Genomic DNA, 22,585 nt, shown 5'->3' on the forward strand with positions numbered 1-22,585 from the left:
TAACCAAGAAAAAGGAATATTTTAACTATCTGATTTTCTATAGTGTTTTAATGCGATTGCCCTGCCTCGACTTTGGGATCGTTGGCGTATAAGGGTATGTGTGAACCAAAATCAATAAACGTCGCGGACGTATCGCTTATCCTTTTTCAATTGATTGACATAATCGACGGCTTGCTGTTCAGTCATTTTTCCCTGTTCGGCGATCACATCGTGTAGCGCTTTATCGACATCCTTGGCCATGCGGTAGGCATCGCCACAGACGAAGAAATATCCGCCTTGTTCGAGCCAAGCGAATAATTCCGCACCGTGTTCGCGCATTCGGTCTTGAACGTAAATTTTTTCCTGCTGATCCCTGGAAAATGCTAAGTCGAGCCGCGTCAATAGACCGGAGGCTTGCATTGCTTCGAGTTCTTCTCGATAAATGAAGTCTGTCGCGGCATTACGGTCGCCGAAAAATAGCCAGTTTTTACCTGTTGCTTGCCGTACTTCCCGTTCCTGCAGGAATGCGCGGAAAGGTGCGACGCCGGTGCCGGGGCCAACCATGATCATCGGCAGGCTGTTATCTTCTGGGACTCGGAATACCTTATTCGGCGTGAAAAAACAGCGGACATCGGTCGTTTCATCGACGAGATCGGCCAAGAAGGTTGAACACACGCCTTTGTGTTCGCGGTCGTGGCTTTGGTAACGGACACTGGCTACGGTTAAATGTACGGCATCTGGGTGTTTTTTACTGCTCGACGATATCGAATAGGCACGGTGTTGTAGCGGTTTCAGCAAGGCGATGAATTCAGCCGCAGAGATATCCATCTCCGGGGATTGCAGCAACAAGTCGAGAATATCGCGGCCCCAGAGATAATTCGCCAATTTTTCCTTATCGTTTTCTTTAAGCAACGTATTCAATTCTTGATCGCCGGAGCGGCGAGCGATTTCATCGATCAGTTCCTTGGATGGCAGTTTGATTTCGAAATGGACGCGTAGCGCTTCATTAAGCGGCATTAATTCGCTATCGACCGGGACTTCTTCTTCGCCTGTACAGTTGATCGCTCGCAGTATGTCTTTGACGAGTTCCGGACAATTGGTCGGGAATACGCACAACGCGTCTCCGGCTTCATAACTTAGGTCGGAACCGGCAATCGAAATTTCGTAATGCCGTGTTTCTTTCGATGATTCGTGGGCGGTCAACAGGCGGTTGACCAATAATTTGGCCGGGAACGGGTTTTTACGGCTATATTTCGGCGCTTCGATCATGGCTGCGTCGGAGTCGACGATAATGGTCGTCGAGGCGCCCTCGGCCATATGTGGGATGACTTCCGAAATCCACAATTCGGCCGGTTCCTCGAAGTCGACGTCGCAGTCGATCCTGTTATAAATACGCTCGGCGCCGAGTTCGGCAAGCCGTTGATCCCATTCGATGCCGGCTTGACAGAATTGGTCGTAACTCGTGTCGCCGAGCGCCAGTACGGAATATTTCATGTGCTGCAACGACGCTGCCTCATCGGACGAAATCGCTTCCCAAAGCATTTGAGCATTGTCCGGCATTTCGCCTTCGCCGTAAGTACTGGTGATGATCAAGAGATATTCCATCTTGCCGAATGCATCCAATTCGACTTCGTCCATGCTTTTGACGATCGGTTTTAAGCCATGGGCTTTTGCGGATGCGGCGGCATCGTTTGCCAGGGCTTCGGAGTTACCGGTTTGCGTTCCGTAAAGAATATGAATGATGCGAGCGTCGGCCTGGCTCTTGCTGCCAGCGCTTTGTATCATTTGCGTATGCATGCCCGCGAAAAAGCCACTGAGCCAGGCTCGTTGACTGTCGCTGTAAGGTGCATCGAGTGGAATATGAGGTGTTTTCATCATGTTTAGTTACAAATTAATGAACGTAATACCGGCATACCCACGATTTATCACAGGTTATGCCGGTACTGGTAAAAAGTGCGATGGAATTATGCCGAAGCCGGAGCCATCATTTCCTGAATAATATTGGAACCGACCAGTCCCGCAAGATATTGTTCGACTCCAGGAATGCCAGCCAAGGCTTCGCGGTTGATAGTGTCCTGCTCAATGATCCAAGCGGTCGAGCCGATTGAGTAGATGCTTTGTACATCACGGTTGGCCAAGGCGGTTTTATAATCGGTAAGACGCTTGCTTGCCAACAGCCAGCTCAGTTGATCGTCACTGTAATTACTGTAAGCTTCGCGAGTCTCTTTAACCAACGCATCCTGAATTTTACGCGGACGGGATTCAATTAATTTCCAAGCCGCTTTTTCCAAGGCTTCGTGTGTCGGCGTGGCGGACTTGAAGTTCAATTGCTCGCCGGCTATCCGGAATGCCTTATCGATGACCGCGTAACTGTTGACCAGACTAAAGGTCAAGTTGGTGTCGGTTTCGCCGTAACCGGGTATCGCTCCGCCGAATAATGGCTGTTTTGTCCGATAAGCCGATTTCATTTGTTCGATCTGGCGTGTTGCGTAGGAGACCGCCAATTCTTCGATCATCGCTTTGCGGTCTATTGTTTGGCTAAGGAACTCAGCCGTTTGCGTTTTGTACAGCCATAGCGGAATCGTAAATTTGAAATGCTTACGCTCGGTTTCCCAATTATTCAGGATGTTCCTTGCTTTGCTCGAGTTTGCATAATCGGCGTGTTGTTCGAGCATATAGAGTAAGAACTGTTCATGCGCTCGGGCCGTATCGGTGTTTTCCGTCAGCTCATGCAATTCGACCGAGGTTTTGTCGTAAAGCTTCGGTAACAAGTTTTCAGGGTCGTATTGATAGGCATTGCCGCCGGACATGCCGTTACAGAAACCCTTGCCGAAGTGGCCGAGATTCAGTATCGCACCGTTGGTCATGTATTCGCAGGCGAAATCGCCGACGCCTTCGACGACTGCCATCGCGCCGGAATTACGGACTGCGAAACGATCGCCGGCCTCGCCGTTGATAAAGGCTTTGCCGCCAGTCGCGCCGAACAGCGCAAAGTTACCGATCAGCACGTTATTACCGGGTGTTTTGATGCCGCCGCCTGGGGATTCGACGATTAAGGTGCCGCCGCAGGCCGATTTTCCGACGCCGTCGTTACAAGTTCCCGTGTGTTCCATGCGCATGCCGTCATTCATGAAAGCGGCATAACTTTGTCCGGCCGAGCCGGTTGTTTTTATGACGACCGAGTCGGGCGCAAGATAACGCCGTCCGTGCTGGTTGGTATAAATCGTTTTCGAACGAGCGGCGTTTTCTTCGTTTAAACCGTAAGCGAGTATGCGTTCGATATCGATTGCGGTTTGGCCGCCGACCGATTTATTACGATTACTGAGTTTGTATTCGTCGCCTTCGATGACGATTTGCTTCTGATTGCCGAAAATCACCGAAGATTTAACCTGCTCGATGATCTTGTCGTCGATGCTGAAATTTGCTTCGAGATAAATCGGTTTTTCGATTTTGACGACTGGTGTTTGAGTCAGCAATTTCGTGAAATCGAGTTGCCCGACGATGGATCGATGGTTAATTAAGTGCAATAAATTGGTTTGACCGCGTATTTCGCTAAGGCTGTGATAGCCCAGGACTGCCAGAATTTCGCGGACTTCATGCGCTAGATTCATGAAGTATTGCGCCAGCACTCTCGGGTCGCCTTTGAATTCCTCATGCGTCGTGGTCAATCCTGCAGGGCATTTGACGTTACAGTTTTTCGCCATGACACAACGCAGCATCATCAATGCGGTCGTGCCGAATTCGAAGGAATCGCCGCCCAATATCGCCGATTTAACGACATCGAGTCCGCTTTGATGCGCGGCGCTGCAGCGCAATATGACTTTATCCCGTAAGCCATTCACTGCTAATGCTTGATGAACTTCAGCAATGCCGATTTCGGCAGAGCGACCGGTGTTTTTCAGGCTCGTGACAGCGGCCGCGCCCGTGCCGCCGGTGCTACCGGCCACATTGATGACATCGGCGCCGGCTTTCGCGACACCAACTGCGATCGTGCCGATGCCTTCAGAGGATACCAGTTTGACGACGACTCGAACGCGGGCTGCTTTGGCATCGTGAATCAATTGACCGAGGTCTTCTATCGAATAGGTATCGTGATGTGGAGGAGGGCTGACTAGCTCGACTTGTGGCGTGCCGCCGCGCAATGCCGCGATTTCGACAGATACTTTCGGCGCAGGCAATTGTCCGCCTTCGCCGGGTTTTGCGCCTTGTGCGATTTTGATTTCGATTTCTTCGATGTTCGGGTCGGCCAGATAACCGGCCCAGACGCCGAAACGGCCCGATGCGAACTGTTTAATTTTGCTTGATCGAAGCGTGTTGAAACGGCTCGAGTGTTCGCCGCCTTCACCGGAGTTGCTGAGCGCGCCGGCAATGTTAGTGCCTTGCGCGACAGCCTCGTGCGCTTCTGCGATCAATGCACCGTGACTCATTGCACCGGATGCGAGTTTGGCAGTGATTTGATGAGCCGGTTGAACGTTGGACAATGCAATCGGAGAACGGGCAGTTTTGATATTGGCCAAATATTGCCCGAAAAGATTGCCGCTATCTGAGAGCTTGATTGCACAGGCATTGTTTGTAACGCTGATCGTTGCGGCGCTATCGCCGAAGCGGTTTTTGAAATGCTCAGCGATGCCGGTTAACCGCGCTTCGCTGTTGTTTTCAGGCAGTGTAATTGAATAATTAACGCCGTCGATTCGTTCAACCGCGATGCCATGGATCATGTAGTTGTTGTTTCCGAGCAAGTTTTGCTTGCCCAAAATGCGGTCGAATTCGGCCGTGCTTTGCGCTTGGCTGATATCGGCCGGCAGGTCCATGATGTCGCGTAATGCAGCCGGGCGGTTGTCGCGCTCTTGATACAGGTTTTTCGCGAAGCTACGATAAGCCGGCGTGATGCCGAAATTGTCGATTTGTTCGGGTGTGCGTTTGTCATAACCGAAATCGAAATAAGCGGTATCGCTGGCTTCCGGCGATTTGTCTTGTGGAATATACAAGATCGGTTCGTCGGTCATGTTGATATATTCACGGACAGCGAGATTGCCGAAGCTATGGCCTGCGCCGTCTTGCCGTTCCTTGAACAAACCGATGAAAGGAATATCTTTTTCGTCCTTGATACTCAATGCTTTGTAATGCCATGCGGCCGCGCTTTTTGCAATGTCTGCATAGCGCACGCCGCCGACCGGCGCGTTGATATTCGGGAAATACGGTTGTAGGCGCGGCTCGTTGGTGTCCAGATAATTCGATTCGAAAAACTCGCCGCCGATGTAGCTTTCTACGGTGCATAGACCGAACTTGCCCATGGTTTTCATCAGCGATTTTTCCGCCGCTTTTTTGAAGTTATCGAGGGATTTTTGTTGGTTCTCGGGCTGAAGTTGGCTGACGACGCGATTGTAGGCGCTGATCGGACAGACAGCCGAAGCGCCGAAGCCGAGTATTGTTGCGATATCGTGAGCGCTGGCGACTTGTCCGGTTTCGGCAATCAGTGACGAGTGGAAGCGCAGGCCTTGTTTGACCAGGTGTTGATTGGCAGCGGCAACCATCAGTAAGGCGGGAATCGCCGCTTTATCGCGGCTGATGCCGGTGTCGCTGAGAATGATGATGCCGGTGTTGTTGCGGGCTGCTTGTTCGATTTGCTCGCAAACGGCAAACACCGCCGATTCGAGAAGATCTTCGTTATTTTTTGGATTTTCGAAGTCCGGCGTGAATAGCATGTCCAGTGTGATGGTCTTGACGCTGGATTGCCTGCGGATTTGTTCCAAATTCGTTCTTTGCAGAATTGGCGAGTCGATGACCAATTGTTTGCTGTTCCCTTCGGAAAAGGTCGGTTTGGCGCCGAGCGCGACGCGCAAGGTCATGCCGTCGCTTTCACGAATTGAATCGAGTGGAGGGTTTGTGACTTGAGCGAAGCGCTGGCTGAAATAACGGGACATACCGCCTTCGGCATCGGAAAGCGCATTGGGAGCAATTCCGTAGCCCATCGCCGAAACTTTTTCAAGACCGGTACTTAACATCGGGTCAAGCAGGAATTTAAAGCTTTCCTGATTTAGCGAATAAGCCGTGTGTTGTTGGTCGATGTTGAAGTCGCCGTTGACCGGGGCTAATTCATCGAATGGGACGTCGGGCAGTTCGCCGATATGCAAGCTGCGTTCGCGGAGCATCGCTTCATAGTCTTTTTGTCCGGCGAGTGTTTCCAAGACTTGATGGCTGTTATAAATCTGTCCGGTGCTGTGGTCGAAATAAACCATGCCCCCGGCTTCGATACGACCACGTTTGATAACGTCTTTGGGAGGGAAGTCGATTTGTCCGGCTTCCGACATGACGGCTAGATAAGTTTCGGTTTCCACCGAGCGCAAGGGTCTGAGCCCCAAACGGTCTAGACGCGCGCCAACACGTATGCCGTCGCAGAAGATCAGGGCGGCGGGGCCGTCGTTTTTTTCTTCATAGAGGCTGAAATATTCGAGCATCGCGCGAACTTTCGGCGACAGGGTCGTGTCGTTTTCCCAGGCAGGCGGCATCATCGCCAGCACGGCCGTGACGACATCGAGCTCGTCCTCGTTGATTCGACGAGTCAGTGTTTGATCGAGACGGCCCGAGTCGGATTGTCCGCATGGGAAGACGATATGTTTGTTGTGTAAGCGCGCGATCGCATTTTCACTGAGTCGATTTTTTTTGTCGGTATTTAACTCCCCGTTGTGCGCCATGTAGCGGAACGGTTGCGCCATCATCGTTGCCGGAGCGGTATTGGTCGAGAAGCGAGTATGGAAGAATAGGGTGTGTATTTCATGATCTTCGTCGTAGAGGTCGATAAAATACGGTATTACTTCAAAAGAGTTCAGTCGGCCTTTGTAAACCTGGGTTCTCGAGCTCATCGATAGCGGGTAGAAACCGGTTAATTCGTCGCGGGTAAAGCCATCGGCTTCGATATCCAGCAATGCGCTTTGAATCAGTTGTTCGAATTCGCTATGAGTCGCCGTCTTTAAAGCTTCCGGGCGCCCGAAAATTACTTGCTTGATCGGTAGTTGCGCTTTTCTGGATGCTTCGTTGATGACTTGGCTGTCCACCGGGATGTTTCGCCAAGTAATGACCGGCAGGCCGAATCGAGTTAGGTGTTTTTCGATCAATTCGATCGCGAAACTATCATAACGCTCGTGATCTTCCGGAAAGAAAAAGTTGGCAACGCCAAATTCTCCGAGTTGCAGGTTGTTGTTTCCGGTGATTTTTCGAAAAAACTTCAATGATAGATCGACATTCACGCCGGCTCCGTCGCCGATACCTTCGGCACTCATGCCGCCGCGGTGGGGAATCGTGCATAGCGCTTCATGCGCTTTGACAAGTAGCTCGTGAGTCTGTTTGCTTTGTTTATGAGTAATAAAACCCACGCCGCAGCTATCTTGGGAAAGATCGGCGTCGTAAAGCAAAGGTTCTTTGAGGTTTATTCGGGAAATTTCAGTCATTATATCCAACCCGTTCCAGTCATGCTGCGATCAACAGCGTTAGTAGTTCGTTTTTCTCGCAATGCATGCTAAAGTCAAACTTTGATTGCCCAAACGTTAACTGCTCAAATAGAGCGGTGTGCATTGGCGATGCAATAAGTAATGCAGACAATTGCGTTTAGAGAAACCTGCAAATGATATCATGAGTCGCATTTTAAGTCATTTAGATGCAAATTGTTATCATCAATTCGCAGTTTGAACATGTTCTCGGAGTTTAGGTTGTGGAGTATGCCTGTCGAGGAGCGCCTTGTCAGGCGAGATACCGATCCCTCGACAAAGCTCATAGTTCCAGGACGTTATTTATCACGAAATCCATAATTATCGCCGAAATTTGAAGTGCGATAGGTATATTAGAAATAGTTAATTACGGGTTCCAAATAAGAAAATGAATTTTGATGTAGTAGTAGTCGGCGGGGGAATGGTTGGGGCCGCAGTGGCTTGCGGATTAGGCGGAAGCGGTCTTAAGGTTGCGGTGATCGAACAAGTATTTCCCGATGAGTTTTCTTCAGATCAGCCCCATGATCTCAGAGTTTCCGCGTTGAGTATTGCTTCGCGGCATATTTTGGAGGCGGTCGGCGCGTGGCAGGGTGTTCTGAATCGCCGTTATTGCCCTTTTCGGCGTATGCGAGTATGGGAAACTGTCGGCGATACCGAATTTTGCAGTGACGACATTGATTTTAACGAGTTGGGGTATATCGTCGAAAACCGGGTAACCCAGTTAGCCTTGTTGGAGCGTTTGCAGGATTTTGATAATGTCAGCTTATTTTGTCCGGCTAGTATTAAACGCATCGATTACGGCTTGGATGGTGAAGGTCATCGTTCGGCGGTCGAGTTGGATGACGGTACGGTTTTGACGGCGAATGTCTTAGTCGGTGCCGACGGCGGGAATTCGAAAGTTCGCCAGGTCGCCGGGATCGGCGTGACCGGTTGGGATTATAAGCAGCACGCGCTGGTGATTTATGTGGCAACCGATTATCCGCAACAGGATATTACTTGGCAGCGATTCGTGCCTAGCGGCCCACAGGCTTTTTTGCCGTTAACCGGTCGACACGGGTCGTTGGTTTGGTATAACTCTCCTGATGCAATCAAACGATTAAAATCCTTGTCCTGCGAGCAATTGCTGCTCGAATTGACCGAGGCGTTTCCGGAGTGTTTAGGCAGAATCAACGCTGTCTTGAATACCGCTTCGTTTCCGTTGAAACGACAGCACGCTCAACGTTATGTGAAACCCGGTATCGCTTTGGTCGGCGATGCTGCGCATATGATTAATCCATTGGCGGGTCAAGGCGTCAATATCGGTTTGCTCGATGCGGCTTCGTTGGTAGAAGTTTTGCTGGAGGCTTATCAGGCTGGGTGCGATATAGGTTCATTGCCGGAATTAATGCGCTATGAAAAGACAAGGCGTGTTGATAATCTCAGAATGATGACGGTCATGGATGTTTTTTACCGTGTTTTCAGTAATGAGATCGCCCCGGTCAAGTTTTTCCGTAATTTGGGTTTGGGTCTAGCTGAACGCATTATGCCGGCCAAGAAAAAAATCATGCGGGCCGCGATGGGTTTGGATGGGGATTTACCCAAGTTGGCTAAGGGTGAGACTGTTCGAGATAGCCGGCGCACACCAGGTCCGCACTAATCTGGTTTCGAACTGGGAAGAAGCGCAAACCGTGCTAGTCGAGTGCTTTTCCATGTTTTACGAACATTCTCAGTATTTGGCATTCGGTATTGAAATGAACAACGAATTCAAGCAAAGGTTTGATTGGAGTTATACCTTTGGCGCTTCAAATTTCGGCAGTACCTGAGGAGTCGCTGGGGTGTGCGATCCCTCTCCTAACGCTAGGTGAGGGACCAGCATGGAGCTGGATTTAGGTGCAGGGTTCACGGCGTCCCTTGACGGACCCCAGCGCCGAATTTTGATCTGCGATGGGTATATTTACAAATGCCACAGTTATTTAGGATTTCACCGGAAACACGGTCATTTCTATATGATAGATTGTACCGAGCCCCAATTGATAGGATTGTTCCTGAAAAAACAAAGCGATAAATATTTAATTACCAGGGCTATCGATAGAATTACATGCTTTTCGTCTTAACAAGAATTATATTTTCAACTAATTGATTACAATATCAGTCCGACAGCTGGGACGTCCATTTGGAATTCGAATCAGGCGACTGGCTGGCTAGCACCTTATCGACTCGATTGCCGTCTAAATCGACAACTTCAAGTCGCCATTGCTCCCATTGAGTGACGTCGCCAGTACGCGGAAGACTTCCGATCAGCCACATCATCATTCCGCTGAGCGTATTATACCTACCTTTATTTTCTTCAGGTACCGACTTCAAATCGAGTCGGTCTTTGAGCACCGGGATAGGAATTAGGCCGTCCAGCAACCAAGAGCCGTCTTCACGTTGAACCGCCCAAACATCCTTGGGATCGCGAGGTTTGAATTCACCTACCAGTGCCTCCAAAACATCGTGCAACGTAATCAGTCCCAATATCTCTCCGTACTCATCGACAACAAAAACCACTTGGACCCCGGATTCCCGAAATTGCTCTAATAATTTTATTCCTGTCAATGACTCGGGCACATAAACGGCAGGCAGCAAAAATTCGATGATGCGGTCGGTCTCGGTCGTTAAACGATGTCTTAGCATTTGTTTCGCGCTGATCGCTCCAAGAATCACATGCAATCCGCCGCGACATACAGGAAAACATGAATGACCTGATTGAATCAGCTGCTCGATACCTTTTTCAAGTGACTGATCGACGTCCAAATAGACAATTTCGCTACGCGGCGTCATCAGTGAGGCTATTTGGTGCTCGTCAAGTCGAAACACGTTGCGTACCATATCGTGTTCCTGTTTCTCAATGACCCCCGATTCTTTGCCTTCGGCCAACATCGCTTGGATATCTTGTTCGGTAATGTTGGTGTTGCTCAGCCCCTTTTTGCCAATCAAAAACAGCAAACTATCGGTCGATACAGATAGAAAGAATACAAATGGACGGGACAGTTTCGCCAGAATAGATATGGGGCGCGCCACGAAACGAGCGATGCCTTCGGCATTGTGTTGCGCTATTCTCTTCGGGACCAGCTCGCCTATGACGATAGAAACATAGGTTATTCCTACAACCACAATTGCAGTGGCGCCAGTGGCGCTGGCTTTTTGCTCCATACCAATTCCGATTAAAATCTCGGCGAGAGGCTCCGCCAGCGCGGCCTCACCGACTATCCCATTGAGAATGCCGATTGCTGTAATACCGATCTGAATTGTCGACAAGAACTGAGTGGGTTTACTTCCGAGACTTATAGCGATCCCTGCTGCTTTATCGCCGTCATCCGCCAGTTTTTGAAGTCTATTTTTGCGGGCTATCACCAACGCAATCTCTGACATTGCGAACAAGCCATTTAAAATGATGAGAATAACCAGTAGAGCAATATCCAACGATGCCTCCTATTTATAAAAAACCAAAAAGCAGTATGAAAAATCCGGAGCGAAAAGCTATCGAGTTTAGTTACAAGGTTTGCAATTGTTAAACCAATCCCCCCTGGTAGAAAATTTGACCGGATGTTACCCAATTGATGTTTTTAATTTAACCCTATCCCTTTTCCACAAAAAAGAAAGAATTATGAGCAAGGGTTCTGAGAGTTATGTGTTTTTAAGTTTTGCTTCTGCCTTATTTAACCAGAACTTTGCTGCTATGGTTCCCATGAAATCATCCATTTTAAAATTCAAGATAGGATGTGCGGCCTATATTCTTTAATTCTCGGCGGCATCGGCCATTTCGTCATGCAATTGACGGTCATCACGGTCACAATCTTTTTCTGCTTTCGCGACGGCTAGGAATCCTCCGAGAAATAGGAAATTTATTTACGCTCAAATCCTTAACTCATCTTCAACATCGAATTTGGCAATTTCATAACGATTTTTGTAGCAACGTCGAAACGAAGCGTTATGGGTAGTTCGGCTTCTGCTATATTAGTTCGATCCGATGAAGCTTAGTGTAACGGAATTGATGACGATGCGAGACGAAGATAATAAAACAGTAACCAAAGACAGAGCCGAGCATTCCTTTCACCGCGGTACCGGTTATTCCGACCGTTTCCGCATCCGATTTGAGCATGGATCGTTTCTATTGATGCTCGTCCTGGTCACGTTGTTGTTCTTGCATTTGCTCGAACCCTTTTTCAGCGCCGTTTTTTGGGCTTGCGTGATCGGAATGTTGTTTCACCCGCTGTACGTGCGCCTTGTCAAGTTGTGGGGGCGCCCTAATCCGGCAGCTTTCGCGACATTGACGATTTGCCTTCTGGTAGGCATCGCTCCGGCCCTGTTCGTTGTTGTGTCTTTTTTTCAGGAAGGCGCGGAACTGTATCAGCGACTGCAAAGCGGCGACATCGATTTCAGCCGTTATATCGCTCAAATCAAACAAGGGTTTCCGGCGGTTCATGGTTTGCTGGAACGCCTGCATCTCGATCTGGATATCTTTAAGGAACATCTCTCGAACGCAGCGATCATTGTCAGCCGTCATATTGCCCAGAATGCCGTTCAGATAGGTCAAAGCACGATGGAGTTTGTCGTCAGCCTCGGCTTGACGTTGTATGTCGCATTTTTCATGTTGCGCGACAGTCATGCTTTGCTGGCGTTGTTGATAAAAGCTTTACCTCTAGGAGACGAGCGCGAAAAATTACTCTTCGCAAAATTAACTGAAGTCATCAGAGCAACCGTCAAGGGTAATCTGACGGTCGCCGCAGTTCAAGGTGCATTGGGCGGAATCATTTTTGCGTTGCTCGGCATACAAGGCGCGTTGCTATGGGGCGTCGTGATGGCGCTATTGTCGCTGATTCCGGTTATCGGCGCTGGGCTAATCTGGATGCCGGTCGCGATTTATTTGTTTGCTGTCGGCGACTGGGGGCATGGCTTGATTCTGATCGGTTTCGGTGCCGGCGTGATTGGTTTGGTCGACAATTTATTAAGGCCGATACTGGTTGGCCGTGACACTAAACTGCCCGACTATATCGTATTGTTGTCGACGCTCGGCGGTTTAGTCTGGTTTGGCATGAACGGATTCGTGATCGGACCGTTGATTGCCGCTCTATTTGTCGCGTTTTGGGAAATCTTCATCCGCGAATTCAATGCCGAGGTCAACGACGATAATCGAGCTGCATCGATCGATCTGGATGATCGATCGTCCTCGTCGGTAAATCGCCAGCGCGGATCGTGGCATACGCTTGAAGTCGAGACGGTGGCTGCGCAATTCGCAACCGATTCGGTAACGGGACTGACCACGGCAGAGGCCCGTCATCGGCTAAAATTGCACGGCGAAAACTGTTTGACTGAATCGCCGCCGCGTCCGCTTTGGCTTAAATTTCTCGATCAATTCAAAAGTTTTCTGATCGTCGTTTTGTTATTGGCGGCTCTGCTGGCCTGGTTTATCGGTGATTTGAAAGATGCCATCGTAATTTTGATCGTCGTCGCTTTCAATGCCGGTTTGGGCTTTTATCAAGAACATCGTGCCGAACAGACATTGGCGTCATTGAAAAGCATGTTGGCGCCGCGTGCAAAAGTGCGGCGCGACGGACAAATGCAGGAGATCGATGCGGCCGAATTGGTGCCTGGCGATATCGTTTTGCTCGAAGCCGGCGATCGGGTACCGGCAGACGGCCGCTTGGTCGAAGCCCACAGTCTCGAAGTGCAGGAATCGGCGTTAACCGGCGAATCGCAAGCCGTTGCGAAGACACATGAAAAGCTGGATCTAGACGATTTACCGTTGGCCGAACAAAACAATCTCTTGTTCATGAATACGGTCGTCACGAGAGGGCGGGCGACAATGATAATCACCGACACCGGGATGCGTACGGTCATGGGCGGTTTGGCAGAAATGATTGCGCAAGCACCCGATTCGCCTTCACCTCTGCAAAGACAGCTCGATGTTTTAGGCAAGCGCCTGGCTGTTCTCGCCGGCGCGATCGTGCTGATTATCTTTGCGCTGACGATACAACGCGGAGCTCCGTGGACCGATGCGGCTATGACGGCTATTGCGCTGGCAGTGGCTTCGGTGCCGGAAGGGCTTCCCGCCGTCGTCACTGTGACGCTGTCAATCGGTATGTGGCGAATGGCAAGAAAACGCGCGATTCTCAAAAAACTGGCTTCGGTCGAAACGCTCGGATCGACTACGGTCATCTGCACCGACAAGACCGGCACGTTGACGCTCAATCAGATGACGGCCCGTTCGGGATGGTATGCCGGTCAACGTTTCGATGTCACAGGCGAAGGGTATCGGGCCGATGGTCGTATCGAAAGCTCCGGCGATCGGGATTGGCGACCGTTTTTGCTGCCGATGGCGCTTTGTACCGAGTCGAGCGTACGAGACGGTGAGTTGATTGGTGATCCGACCGAAGGCGCGCTTTTCGTATTGACGCAAAAAAGCGGGCTCGACCCTACTCTCGAACAGGAACGTTCGCCGAGAATTGCGGAAATTCCTTTCGATTCTGCGCACAAGTTCATGGCCACTTTTCACCGGCGCGAAAACGTTGTGGACATGTTTATCAAAGGCGCCCCCGATGTTTTGTTGAAGCATTCGCGCTTTTGTCTGGGCGATAACGATATGGAGCCGCTCGATGAGTCGTCGCTCGACAGAATCAAAACCGAACACGATCGCCTTGCCAGCAGCGCGTTGAGGGTGCTTGCCGTCGCTAGACGAGAAATCGCGGCGAATGAATTCGACCCGAAAGGCGATCTTTGGCGATGGACCGAAGCGTGGGAGTTTTTAGGCCTGGTCGGTTTGATGGACCCGCCCCGAGCCGAAGCGGCGGAAGCCATCACTCACTGCAAAACGGCGGGAATCCAAGTCAAAATGATTACCGGCGACCATAAAGCGACTGCGGAGGCGATCGCGAAAGAGTTGGGTCTGACGGGGGGCGTCGTTACCGGCGCCGAACTCGACCGGATGTCGCCGAACGAATTGAGCCAGCGCATTGACGATATCGCTGTATTCGCACGAGTCTCTCCGCAGCACAAGGTTGCGATTCTGAACGCACTGAAATCCGGCGGTCATATCACCGCGATGACCGGCGACGGCGTGAACGATGCGCCTGCCCTCAAAGCAGCCGATATCGGTGTCGCAATGGGCGTCACCGGCACGGCGGTGACACGAGAGGCCGCCACGCTGGTGTTGACCGACGACAACTTCGCAACTATCGTTCATGCGGTTGAGGAGGGGCGGGTTATTTACGACAATATTATCAAGTTCGTGCGATTCCAGCTTTCGACAAACATTGCCGCTATTTTGACGGTGTTGGCATCCACGTTATTGGCTTTGCCGATGCCGTTTACGGCGATCCAATTGCTGTGGATCAACATCATCATGGACGGTCCGCCGGCGATGACGCTCGGTATCGAACCGGCTCGTAGCGGTTTGATGCAAGAAACACCGCGTCGTCCAGGCGCGCAGATTCTTTCCGACGGTCGTTTGCTTCGCTTGGTGGCTTACGGCATGACGATGATGATCGGTACCTTGTCGGTATTTACCTATAGTCTTGAACAGGGCAATCCTGAATATGCAGTTACGATGGCATTTACGACCTTTGTGCTGTATCAGTTCTTTAACGTATTCAACGCCCGAGCCGAGCACGAAACGGCGTTCAACCGCAATTTTTTTCATAACAGAAAATTATGGTTAGCGCTGTTTGTCGTCGTTTTGCTACAAATCTTGGTCGTTCATTGGCCGCCCGCGCAAAAGGTATTTGGAACGACAGCACTGAATCCGGTCGACTGGCTGGTTGCGACACTGGTTGCTTCGAGCGTTTTAGTGCTCGACGAAACGAGAAAATGGATAACGAGATGCGTGACGAAAACGGTTTCGAAATAGAAATATCCGTCTGTCTTAGTGCTTTCAACATCGGATCTATCCGAATTTGTTGAACGATTCGCACTTCAAATTTCGGCAGTGCCGAAGGAGGCGCTGGGGTGCTCGGTCCCTAACCTAACGCTAGGCGAGGGACCAGCATGGACGTATTTACCCAGTACTTAAATTCCATAGCCCATTGTCATGGATAATTTAGGTGCTGGATTTACGGCATTCTTTGACGGGCACTTCGCATCTACGATTGTTATACATTAAATAAGGCTATGTTCGCGTTAGCTGTTGAAACGGTTCTCTTTCCTACAAAATAAACCATTTAGGAAATAGTCAAAGATTACTTTTCAATGCACTAAGCGTGGAAGAGGGGACGATTAATCGCTTGAAAGGACGCCGTAAACACCTCCATGTAGCCTTGACGGCGGCGACTGATTGCCAAGGATGGCATGAATGCAGATTTTGCAGGAGCAAAAATCTGCCCTGCCGCCGAATTTTGATCTACGACGGGTATATTTAGAGCTATATCTTTTGGCTTCTGCTGACTTTGAGTTCAAATAGGTATCAACTATTAACGCGAACATAGTCTTAAATAAGCCCATTTTTGTATAGACAATCTGACTTATGTTGGAATGGGAAATTGATGTGATTTGCGGAATCCTTATGGAATTCCGCAAACCCAGTCGAAATTTAGGCAGGTTTTTTAACGAGCTTATGATACAAGGCGAAAATGTCTTCGCGCCGCACGATAGCCATGTAAGCGAGGATGCCTAAAATCAATCCGGAGAATAAATCGCCGATAAACGATTTTTCTGAGCCTGGCGCAGTCGAGCTGAAAGAGTCGGACGGTCCTTCAAGCATCATTTGGGGTGGAGACGGCAGAGGAGCTTTGTAGCCGCGAGCGTCAGGAAGACCTAAGCTGCGCCACTTGTCGTAATCTTGCCATAGCGGGTATTTGCCTTGCCAGAACTCTTTCGTGAAATAAGGCGCCAGAGTCCAGCCTTGCATTTTCGGAATTCCTTTTTCGTCAAGAAAATCTTTGTAAACGACCAAGCTGATATCGCCGCCTTCGCCGATGCCGTTGGTAGTGAATGATTTTTCGACATGATCATGCATCATCCAGACCCCTTCGCCGAAGCTATGTAAGCCGTCGTCGGTGCCGTCAAGTTCCAGATCGATGCGTTGTGCCGGTACCATTGTATGGACATCCCGCATGATATAAGATCCCGGGCCGTTATCGATACCGTCGTAATGGGTGATCATGGGTCTATGCCCATGAATATGAACGCCCAATGCTTCGGTGTGACCGTTTAGTATGCGAAGCTTGACCTTTTGATTCGGCTGCATTTCAATCAAGGACTCCCTGAGCGTATACGGGAATGAGCGGCCGTTCAGCATGAAATAATCGTCGGTTGCATCGGTGACGTCGTATTCCATGTTCAGTTTTTGTGCTAGCAGGCGCGGGTCGTTGGCAGAGCGAGCCAGTTCATGCAATTCCTTGTCCGCCGACTGATAATGCAAGTCGTATTCGCGGGCGTATTTTTCCTGAACTGCTACCGACGGATGTCGAACTTGGCCATTGCCGACATTGAAGGTTTGTACCCAATTGTTTGGACGATTTTCTTCTACGACGAATATGCCCTGCAAGCCCATTGGAATATGGGTATGCGGCTGAACGTGGCAGTGATAATAAAAGGAACCGGCTTGGCGCGGCTTGATGACATAAGTTTTACTCTCACCGGGCATGATGTCCATTGCACTGGTTTGTCCGACGCCGTCATTGCCGCTTCCGCTATGGTCCATATAAGGATGGTCTACACCGTGCAGATGCAGCGAATGCGGCATGTGGTGGGTGTTTTCGACAACCAGCCAGACGGTATCGCCTTCTTCGACGCGTATGGTCGGCGAAGGAACTCGCAGTAGAGCATTGGCTAGCGGTTCGTAGAGGCTCAGAGTCGACATGTCGCGGGTTTTAGGCGCGAATACCCAAAAGGTGGGTTGTACGCCTGGCGCAATATTGAATTGAGTGGTCAATTCGGTACTATCCGGAGATCGACCGTTTAATTCGACGATTTCGAGTTTTATGATGATATGGTCGGGGTCGCCGTCGCCGTCGACGTCTTTGGTTTTGATGATCGAGTCGGCGGCCAATTGAGTATCCATTAACGTCGACATGCTGATGTTATTCGTGCCTTTTACGAATGCGGCAATTTCTGCAGGATTGTCGGGGTTGCAAAGTCTCGATTCTTGAATCTCGACGCCGTCGATGGCTTGTGCGTCTCTCCATTTCGGTGACGTGAAGTCGGAACAGACTTCTTCCGATTCGCCCAATTCAATTTTAGCGGAAGGCGGCAAGTCATTGGCTGCTTGCAGTTCAAGTGGAACAATAAGCGTCATGGCGCCGCAGAGAAGGGTAAGGAAATTTTTATGCATGCGAAGACCTCTGAAAAAACACACGATTCGAGTCATTGTGACTCAGAAAAAGTGCGAAAGTTTATTTACTCCATATCGACTGAAAAAACGTTTAGATAGAGTTTGTTATTATGATGCTTTAGTGATAGCGCCTGTCCGATGGTTGCCGGCCTTGTCGGTAACGCTTAATGCTTTCTAACTTAAATTAGACGTTTTTCGGTCGTGTAAGAGCGGTAAAAAACATAACTTGTTTGAAAATTATACAGGAGATTCTTTCGTAGCGGTTGATTAAAGTCAAGACCTCGATTCGATTGATTTCATTTCGGTCGGTCACAAAGTGCTCTTTGATAACGGAGAGCCGGTTCTTGGGGGGTATTTCGGATTGATGCACTCGAGAATGTTGTCAGGCGATGCTGTTTCGCGGCTGAGTAATCTTATTAATTTAATGAGGTGTGAGCGACAACTGCATATTTATTCTGGTAAAAAATAAGATATAGACTAGAATTTTTATGACAATATTTGGTCGATCGGAGATGGCTATGGAAAAGAAAATTTATCCTCGTGTTGCTGCGCATTTGCCTGTTGTGGTTACCAATGAAGAGGGGGTACGTCTCAAAGTATTGGCGATTGATACTTCAAGTGACGGGTTCTCGATCCAATGCAATATATTGCAGCGGAATTTGATGACACCGGGCGGATGTTACATCCGTAACGGTCGCCCGGTGGAATTAAATGCATGGCTGGATTTGCCGCTTGCCGGCGATCGCCCTTTACAAGTAAAAGCGCGTTGTAATGTTGAGTTTTCCCGTCGGATAGCGAGGGATCGTTGCGAAATCGGTATGCGATATAAGGATCTCGAAGGTGACGGTTATGAGAACCTTATCCGTTTTATAGAAAATCGACTGGCTTCGAACGAAGTTACGGTGTCGTCTTTATGATCTATATACCTTTCGGACTTCAAATTTCGATAGTGTTCTAAGTGGCGCCGGGGTGTCAGATACTGCTTAGGCGTATTCACCCAGCATCTAAATTCCATAGCCGTTAGCTATGATTAACTATCTTAGATAATTCATCCAGCACCTAAATAAGCCATGATTTTGAATCATTGCCAAAGACCTATGGAATTTAGGTGCTGGATTTAGGTGCTTAGTTCACGGCGACCTTTGACGGCCACCCCTGTTCGATGCCGAATTTTGATCTACGATATGTTATAGCAAGGGGATTTTGCTTGGCGCTGAATCCTCTCTGCTAGCGAAAGGGTTATAAATGGTCGCGTAATGCGGATTGAATGGCTTGCTCCAAATTTTGTAATGTTTCGTGGTCTTGAATCGGGTTAGATTGATAATCGGTAAAATAAAACATGTCTTCTGCGCGGCTTCCTATCGTGGTGATTTTGGCGTCGTGTAGTTGAATGTTGTGATCGTTGAGTACATGGCCGATTTTGGAAAGAAGTCCCGCATGGTCTGTTGTGATGAGTTCCATGACCGTAAAGCGTCTTTGCGGATCCTCGTGAAATGAAATTGTTGTCGGTATTGGAAAGTGTCGAGCTTGCCTCGATTGGCGTCGAATGTTTTTTTGTTTGTTAATGTGGTGTTCTTTTAGATTTTTACGGAGCGCTGTGCAAATATGCACTTCTCGGTGTAAATCCTTGATCGGGTCGCCTGATTGTTCGAGAACTTGGAAGCTGTTCAATACATACTGATCGCTGGTGGTAACGATCCTTGCGTCGAGAATCGTAAGGCCGAGTTGATCGAGGGTCTCGGTGCTGATTGAAAAAATAAAGTCTTCGTTGCGGGTGTAAATAAAGACTTCTGCACTGCCTCGTTGAGTTTGTGGGCGTAGTAACACCAGTGGCAGGTCAGGTTCGTCGCAGGATGCGATCGCAATCGTTTGCCAAGCAATTTCTTCGGCAGTATATCTAAGAAAGTATTCATCGCCGACATGTTTCCATGATGCATGAATAGTCGCTTCGGAAATGCCTAGTTTCAGCAGTTCTTCCAAGGCTTCAGTTTTATTTTCTTCGAGTCTGTCGCTGATATTGATCGGGTTCTTGAGGCCGCGACGCAAGGCGTTGTAGGTTGCGCTATAGAGTTCTTTCAATAATGCGTCTTTCCAAGAGTTCCATAGTTCCGGATTGGTTGCGCGTATGTCTGCGACAGTCAATAAATAAAGATGATTTAAATATTCGGTGCTACCGACTTGAGTGGCGAAATCATGAATGATGTCTGGGTCGCTGATGTCTTTGCGCTGGGCCGTCATCGACATAATCAGATGATTGCGGACTAGCCAGGTGACGAGCTTAGTATCATGTCTAGACAGATCGTGCTGCTGGCAAAATGCTTGGGCGATTTCTTCGCCAACTTGCGAATGATCCCCGCCTTTGCCTTTCGCTATATCGTGAAACAATGCCGCGATATAAAGTAGCTCGGGTCTCGGGATCATCAAAAAAATGTCGTTACAAAATGGCAGTTCGTGGGTGTGCTTTTCTAACGAAAAACGTCGCAAATTGCGAATTACGAATAGGGTGTGTTCGTCCACGGTATATATGTGGAATAAATCGTACTGCATTCTGGCGACGATGTGAGCGAAGCTAGGCAGGTAAGCGGCGAGTACGCCATAGCGATTCATTCGTCGAAGTGCGTGCGTGATGCCTCGCGGTTGGCGTAATATCTCGATGAATAGGTGATTGGCGTGCTTGTCGGTTCTAAATTGATCGTCGATCAGGTGCAGGCTTTTGCGGATTAAGCGAATCGTTTTTGATCGGATACCTTTTAGCGAAGGATTTTGCTGGATGACTAGGAAAATTTCCAATAATGCCAGTGGGTTGTCCTCGAAAAGGCTATTCGTTTCGGCTTCTAGGTAGCCGTTAATAGCGATGAGTTTTGTGGTTTTGGTTTGGATTTGTTGATAAGTCGTTTCTCCGCCGATAAAACGCTCGTTAAATAGTTGTAGTAGCATTTCATTGAGCCGCTCTAGGCCGACTACGGTTTTATAGTAATGCTGCATGAATTCTTCGACGGATTGATTCGGATCGGCGCCTTTGAATCCGAATTGTTCGGCCAAGTCTCGTTGAAAGTCGAATAGCAGGCGATCCTCGCAACGACCGGTTAATAGGTGAAGTGCATAACGGATTCGCCAAAGTACGTTACGCGCAGTGACCAGTTCTTCATATTCGGATTCGGGCAAGAAGCCGTATTTAATTAATTCTTTTAAGGTTGAAGAGCCGTAATGGCGTTTAAAAACCCAGGCAATAATCTGCATGTCGCGAAGTCCGCCGGGTCCTTCCTTGATATTGGGTTCGAGATTGTAAGCGGTATCGTGAAACTTAAAATAGCGATGTTCCTGTTCCTGCATTTTGGCAGCAAAAAACCGGTTTGACGGCCATATCTCTCCGCTGTTTATCGGTTCGAGTACTTTTGCGCACAAGCTCGGATTGCCGCGCAATAGTCTGGTTTCCATTAGACTGGTCATGATGGTTTGGTCGTCGATACAGGATTGAATGCATTCTTCGACTGTGCGTACGCTTAATCCTGGTTTTAAACCGATGTCCCAAAGGAAATTGCAGAATTGTCCTAATACAGCCTGGGTTTCCGTAGAGGCCTCTTTATCCAATAATACGACGATATCGATGTCTGAAAAGGGAAACAATTCTTTTCGCCCGTATCCGCCTACCGCAATCAGGCTCAATTGATCGGCGGTTTCACCGAGGAAATGATCCCAGCCGGTAATCAGGATTTCGTCGACGAAATCAGCCTTGGCAACCAATAAAGGCGTGACCGGTTCTTGTGGGTTAAATGCCCGCTCAAGCTCTAGGTTTTTCGATTTAATGAGCTCTTTAAAAGCAATGATATAATCGGATTGTGTGAAATAGTGGGTATGGGCTAAGGCTTCTGTCACATTTCCTCCTGTCTCAGAGTCAAAATTTCGTAACCGTGGTCAGTGACTAGGATGGTATGTTCCCATTGCGCCGAAAGGCTGCGGTCTTTGGTAACCGCGGTCCAGCCGTCCGCTAACACCTTCACATGGCGTTTGCCTAAATTAAGCATCGGTTCTATCGTAATAATCATGCCGGCTTCAAGGGCAGTGCCTTCTCCTGGTTTGCCGTAGTGCAGCACTTGCGGTTCTTCATGAAACTTTTGGCCTATGCCGTGACCGCAAAATTCGCGGACGACCGAATAGCGATTCGATTCGGCGAATTTTTGTATCGCATGGCCTATATCGCCAAGAGTTGCTCCGTGTTTAACTTGTTCAATGCCCCGATACAGGGCTTCTTGAGTGATTTTCACTAAGCGTTTGGCGTGGGGACTGACTTCGCCGACACAAAACATTTTGCTAGTGTCGCCGTGATAGTCGTCCTTGATGACGGTGATGTCGATATTGACGATATCGCCGTTTTTTAATTTTTTGTTGCTAGGTATGCCGTGGCAAACTTGCTGATTGATCGAAGTGCATATCGATTTGGGGAAGCCGTGGTAATTGAGCGGGGCCGGAATCGCATGTTGAACGTCGACAATATAGTCGTGGCAAATTTGATTAAGTTCTTCGGTGGTGATGCCCGGTACAACATGCGGTTCGATCATTTCCAGTACTTCGGCGGCAAGTCTACCAGCGACGCGCATTTTATCGATTTCACTTGGTGTTTTAATGATGATACCCATGATTTGACGGCTTTATGTTGGCAAGTAAGCTAGTAAGCGAGTTTGCTTGAACAAACTCGCTAAGGAGTTGATCAATGGTGGAGATTACAGTAACTAAAGGCTTGAGCGAACGAAGAAGTCCTGCCAGTTTAGCAGAGAATTAATTGTTGTTAAAATCTAATTATGATATAAAGGCAAGTTCATTTTTGTATTATAAA

At 49.0% G+C, this 22,585-nt stretch carries 9 protein-coding genes; 3 read left to right on the plus strand and 6 right to left on the minus strand.

The annotated features are described in order from the left end of the window. Positions 1-111: 111 nt before the first annotated feature. Both ACRJJO_RS15590 and ACRJJO_RS15595 read right to left on the minus strand, forming a co-directional pair. A complete protein-coding gene (locus ACRJJO_RS15590; RefSeq protein WP_431066622.1) occupies positions 112-1,854 on the minus strand; it encodes a sulfite reductase subunit alpha in 1,743 nt (580 codons plus the stop codon). Positions 1,855-1,943: 89 nt separating this feature from the next. Next, positions 1,944-7,427 (minus strand): glutamate synthase-related protein, encoded by a 5,484-nt coding sequence (locus ACRJJO_RS15595; protein WP_431066595.1) that lies wholly within the window; start codon positions 7,425-7,427, stop codon positions 1,944-1,946. A gap of 424 nt (positions 7,428-7,851) precedes the next feature. Here ACRJJO_RS15595 and ACRJJO_RS15600 point away from each other — a divergent pair, with 424 nt between their 5' ends. After that, positions 7,852-9,099, plus strand: a complete 1,248-nt coding sequence (locus tag ACRJJO_RS15600; protein ID WP_431066596.1) for an FAD-dependent monooxygenase — start codon at positions 7,852-7,854, stop codon at positions 9,097-9,099. A gap of 491 nt (positions 9,100-9,590) precedes the next feature. Here ACRJJO_RS15600 and ACRJJO_RS15605 read toward each other — a convergent pair whose 3' ends face one another. Beyond that, entirely contained in the window at positions 9,591-10,907 is a 1,317-nt protein-coding gene (locus tag ACRJJO_RS15605; protein ID WP_431066597.1) for a hemolysin family protein, read from the minus strand. Between the two features lie 547 nt (positions 10,908-11,454). Here ACRJJO_RS15605 and ACRJJO_RS15610 point away from each other — a divergent pair. Next, on the plus strand, positions 11,455-15,330 hold the full coding sequence (locus tag ACRJJO_RS15610) for an HAD-IC family P-type ATPase (RefSeq protein ID WP_431066598.1): 3,876 nt from the start codon (positions 11,455-11,457) through the stop codon (positions 15,328-15,330). 678 nt (positions 15,331-16,008) lie between these two features. Here ACRJJO_RS15610 and ACRJJO_RS15615 read toward each other — a convergent pair. Further along, positions 16,009-17,751 (minus strand): multicopper oxidase domain-containing protein, encoded by a 1,743-nt coding sequence (locus tag ACRJJO_RS15615; protein ID WP_431066599.1) that lies wholly within the window; start codon positions 17,749-17,751, stop codon positions 16,009-16,011. A 518-nt stretch (positions 17,752-18,269) separates the two neighbouring features. On the opposite strand from ACRJJO_RS15615, the gene ACRJJO_RS15620 reads away from it, so the two are divergent. After that, positions 18,270-18,668: a PilZ domain-containing protein gene (locus ACRJJO_RS15620; protein WP_431066600.1), complete on the plus strand. Its 399-nt coding sequence runs from the start codon at positions 18,270-18,272 to the stop codon at positions 18,666-18,668. Positions 18,669-18,990: 322 nt separating this feature from the next. Here ACRJJO_RS15620 and glnD read toward each other — a convergent pair whose 3' ends face one another. Together glnD and map are read right to left on the minus strand one after the other, a co-directional pair. Next, positions 18,991-21,627 carry a [protein-PII] uridylyltransferase gene (gene glnD / locus ACRJJO_RS15625; protein ID WP_431066601.1) on the minus strand — a complete coding sequence of 879 codons (2,637 nt, stop codon included), beginning with the start codon at positions 21,625-21,627 and terminating at the stop codon, positions 18,991-18,993. Beyond that, entirely contained in the window at positions 21,624-22,388 is a 765-nt protein-coding gene (gene map, locus ACRJJO_RS15630; RefSeq protein WP_431066602.1) for a type I methionyl aminopeptidase, read from the minus strand. The genes glnD and map overlap by 4 nt, the downstream gene beginning before the upstream one ends. Between the last annotated feature and the right edge of the window lie 197 nt (positions 22,389-22,585).

Origin of the sequence: Methylotuvimicrobium sp. (assembly GCF_050611805.1) — a bacterium.
GTDB lineage: Bacteria > Pseudomonadota > Gammaproteobacteria > Methylococcales > Methylomonadaceae > Methylotuvimicrobium.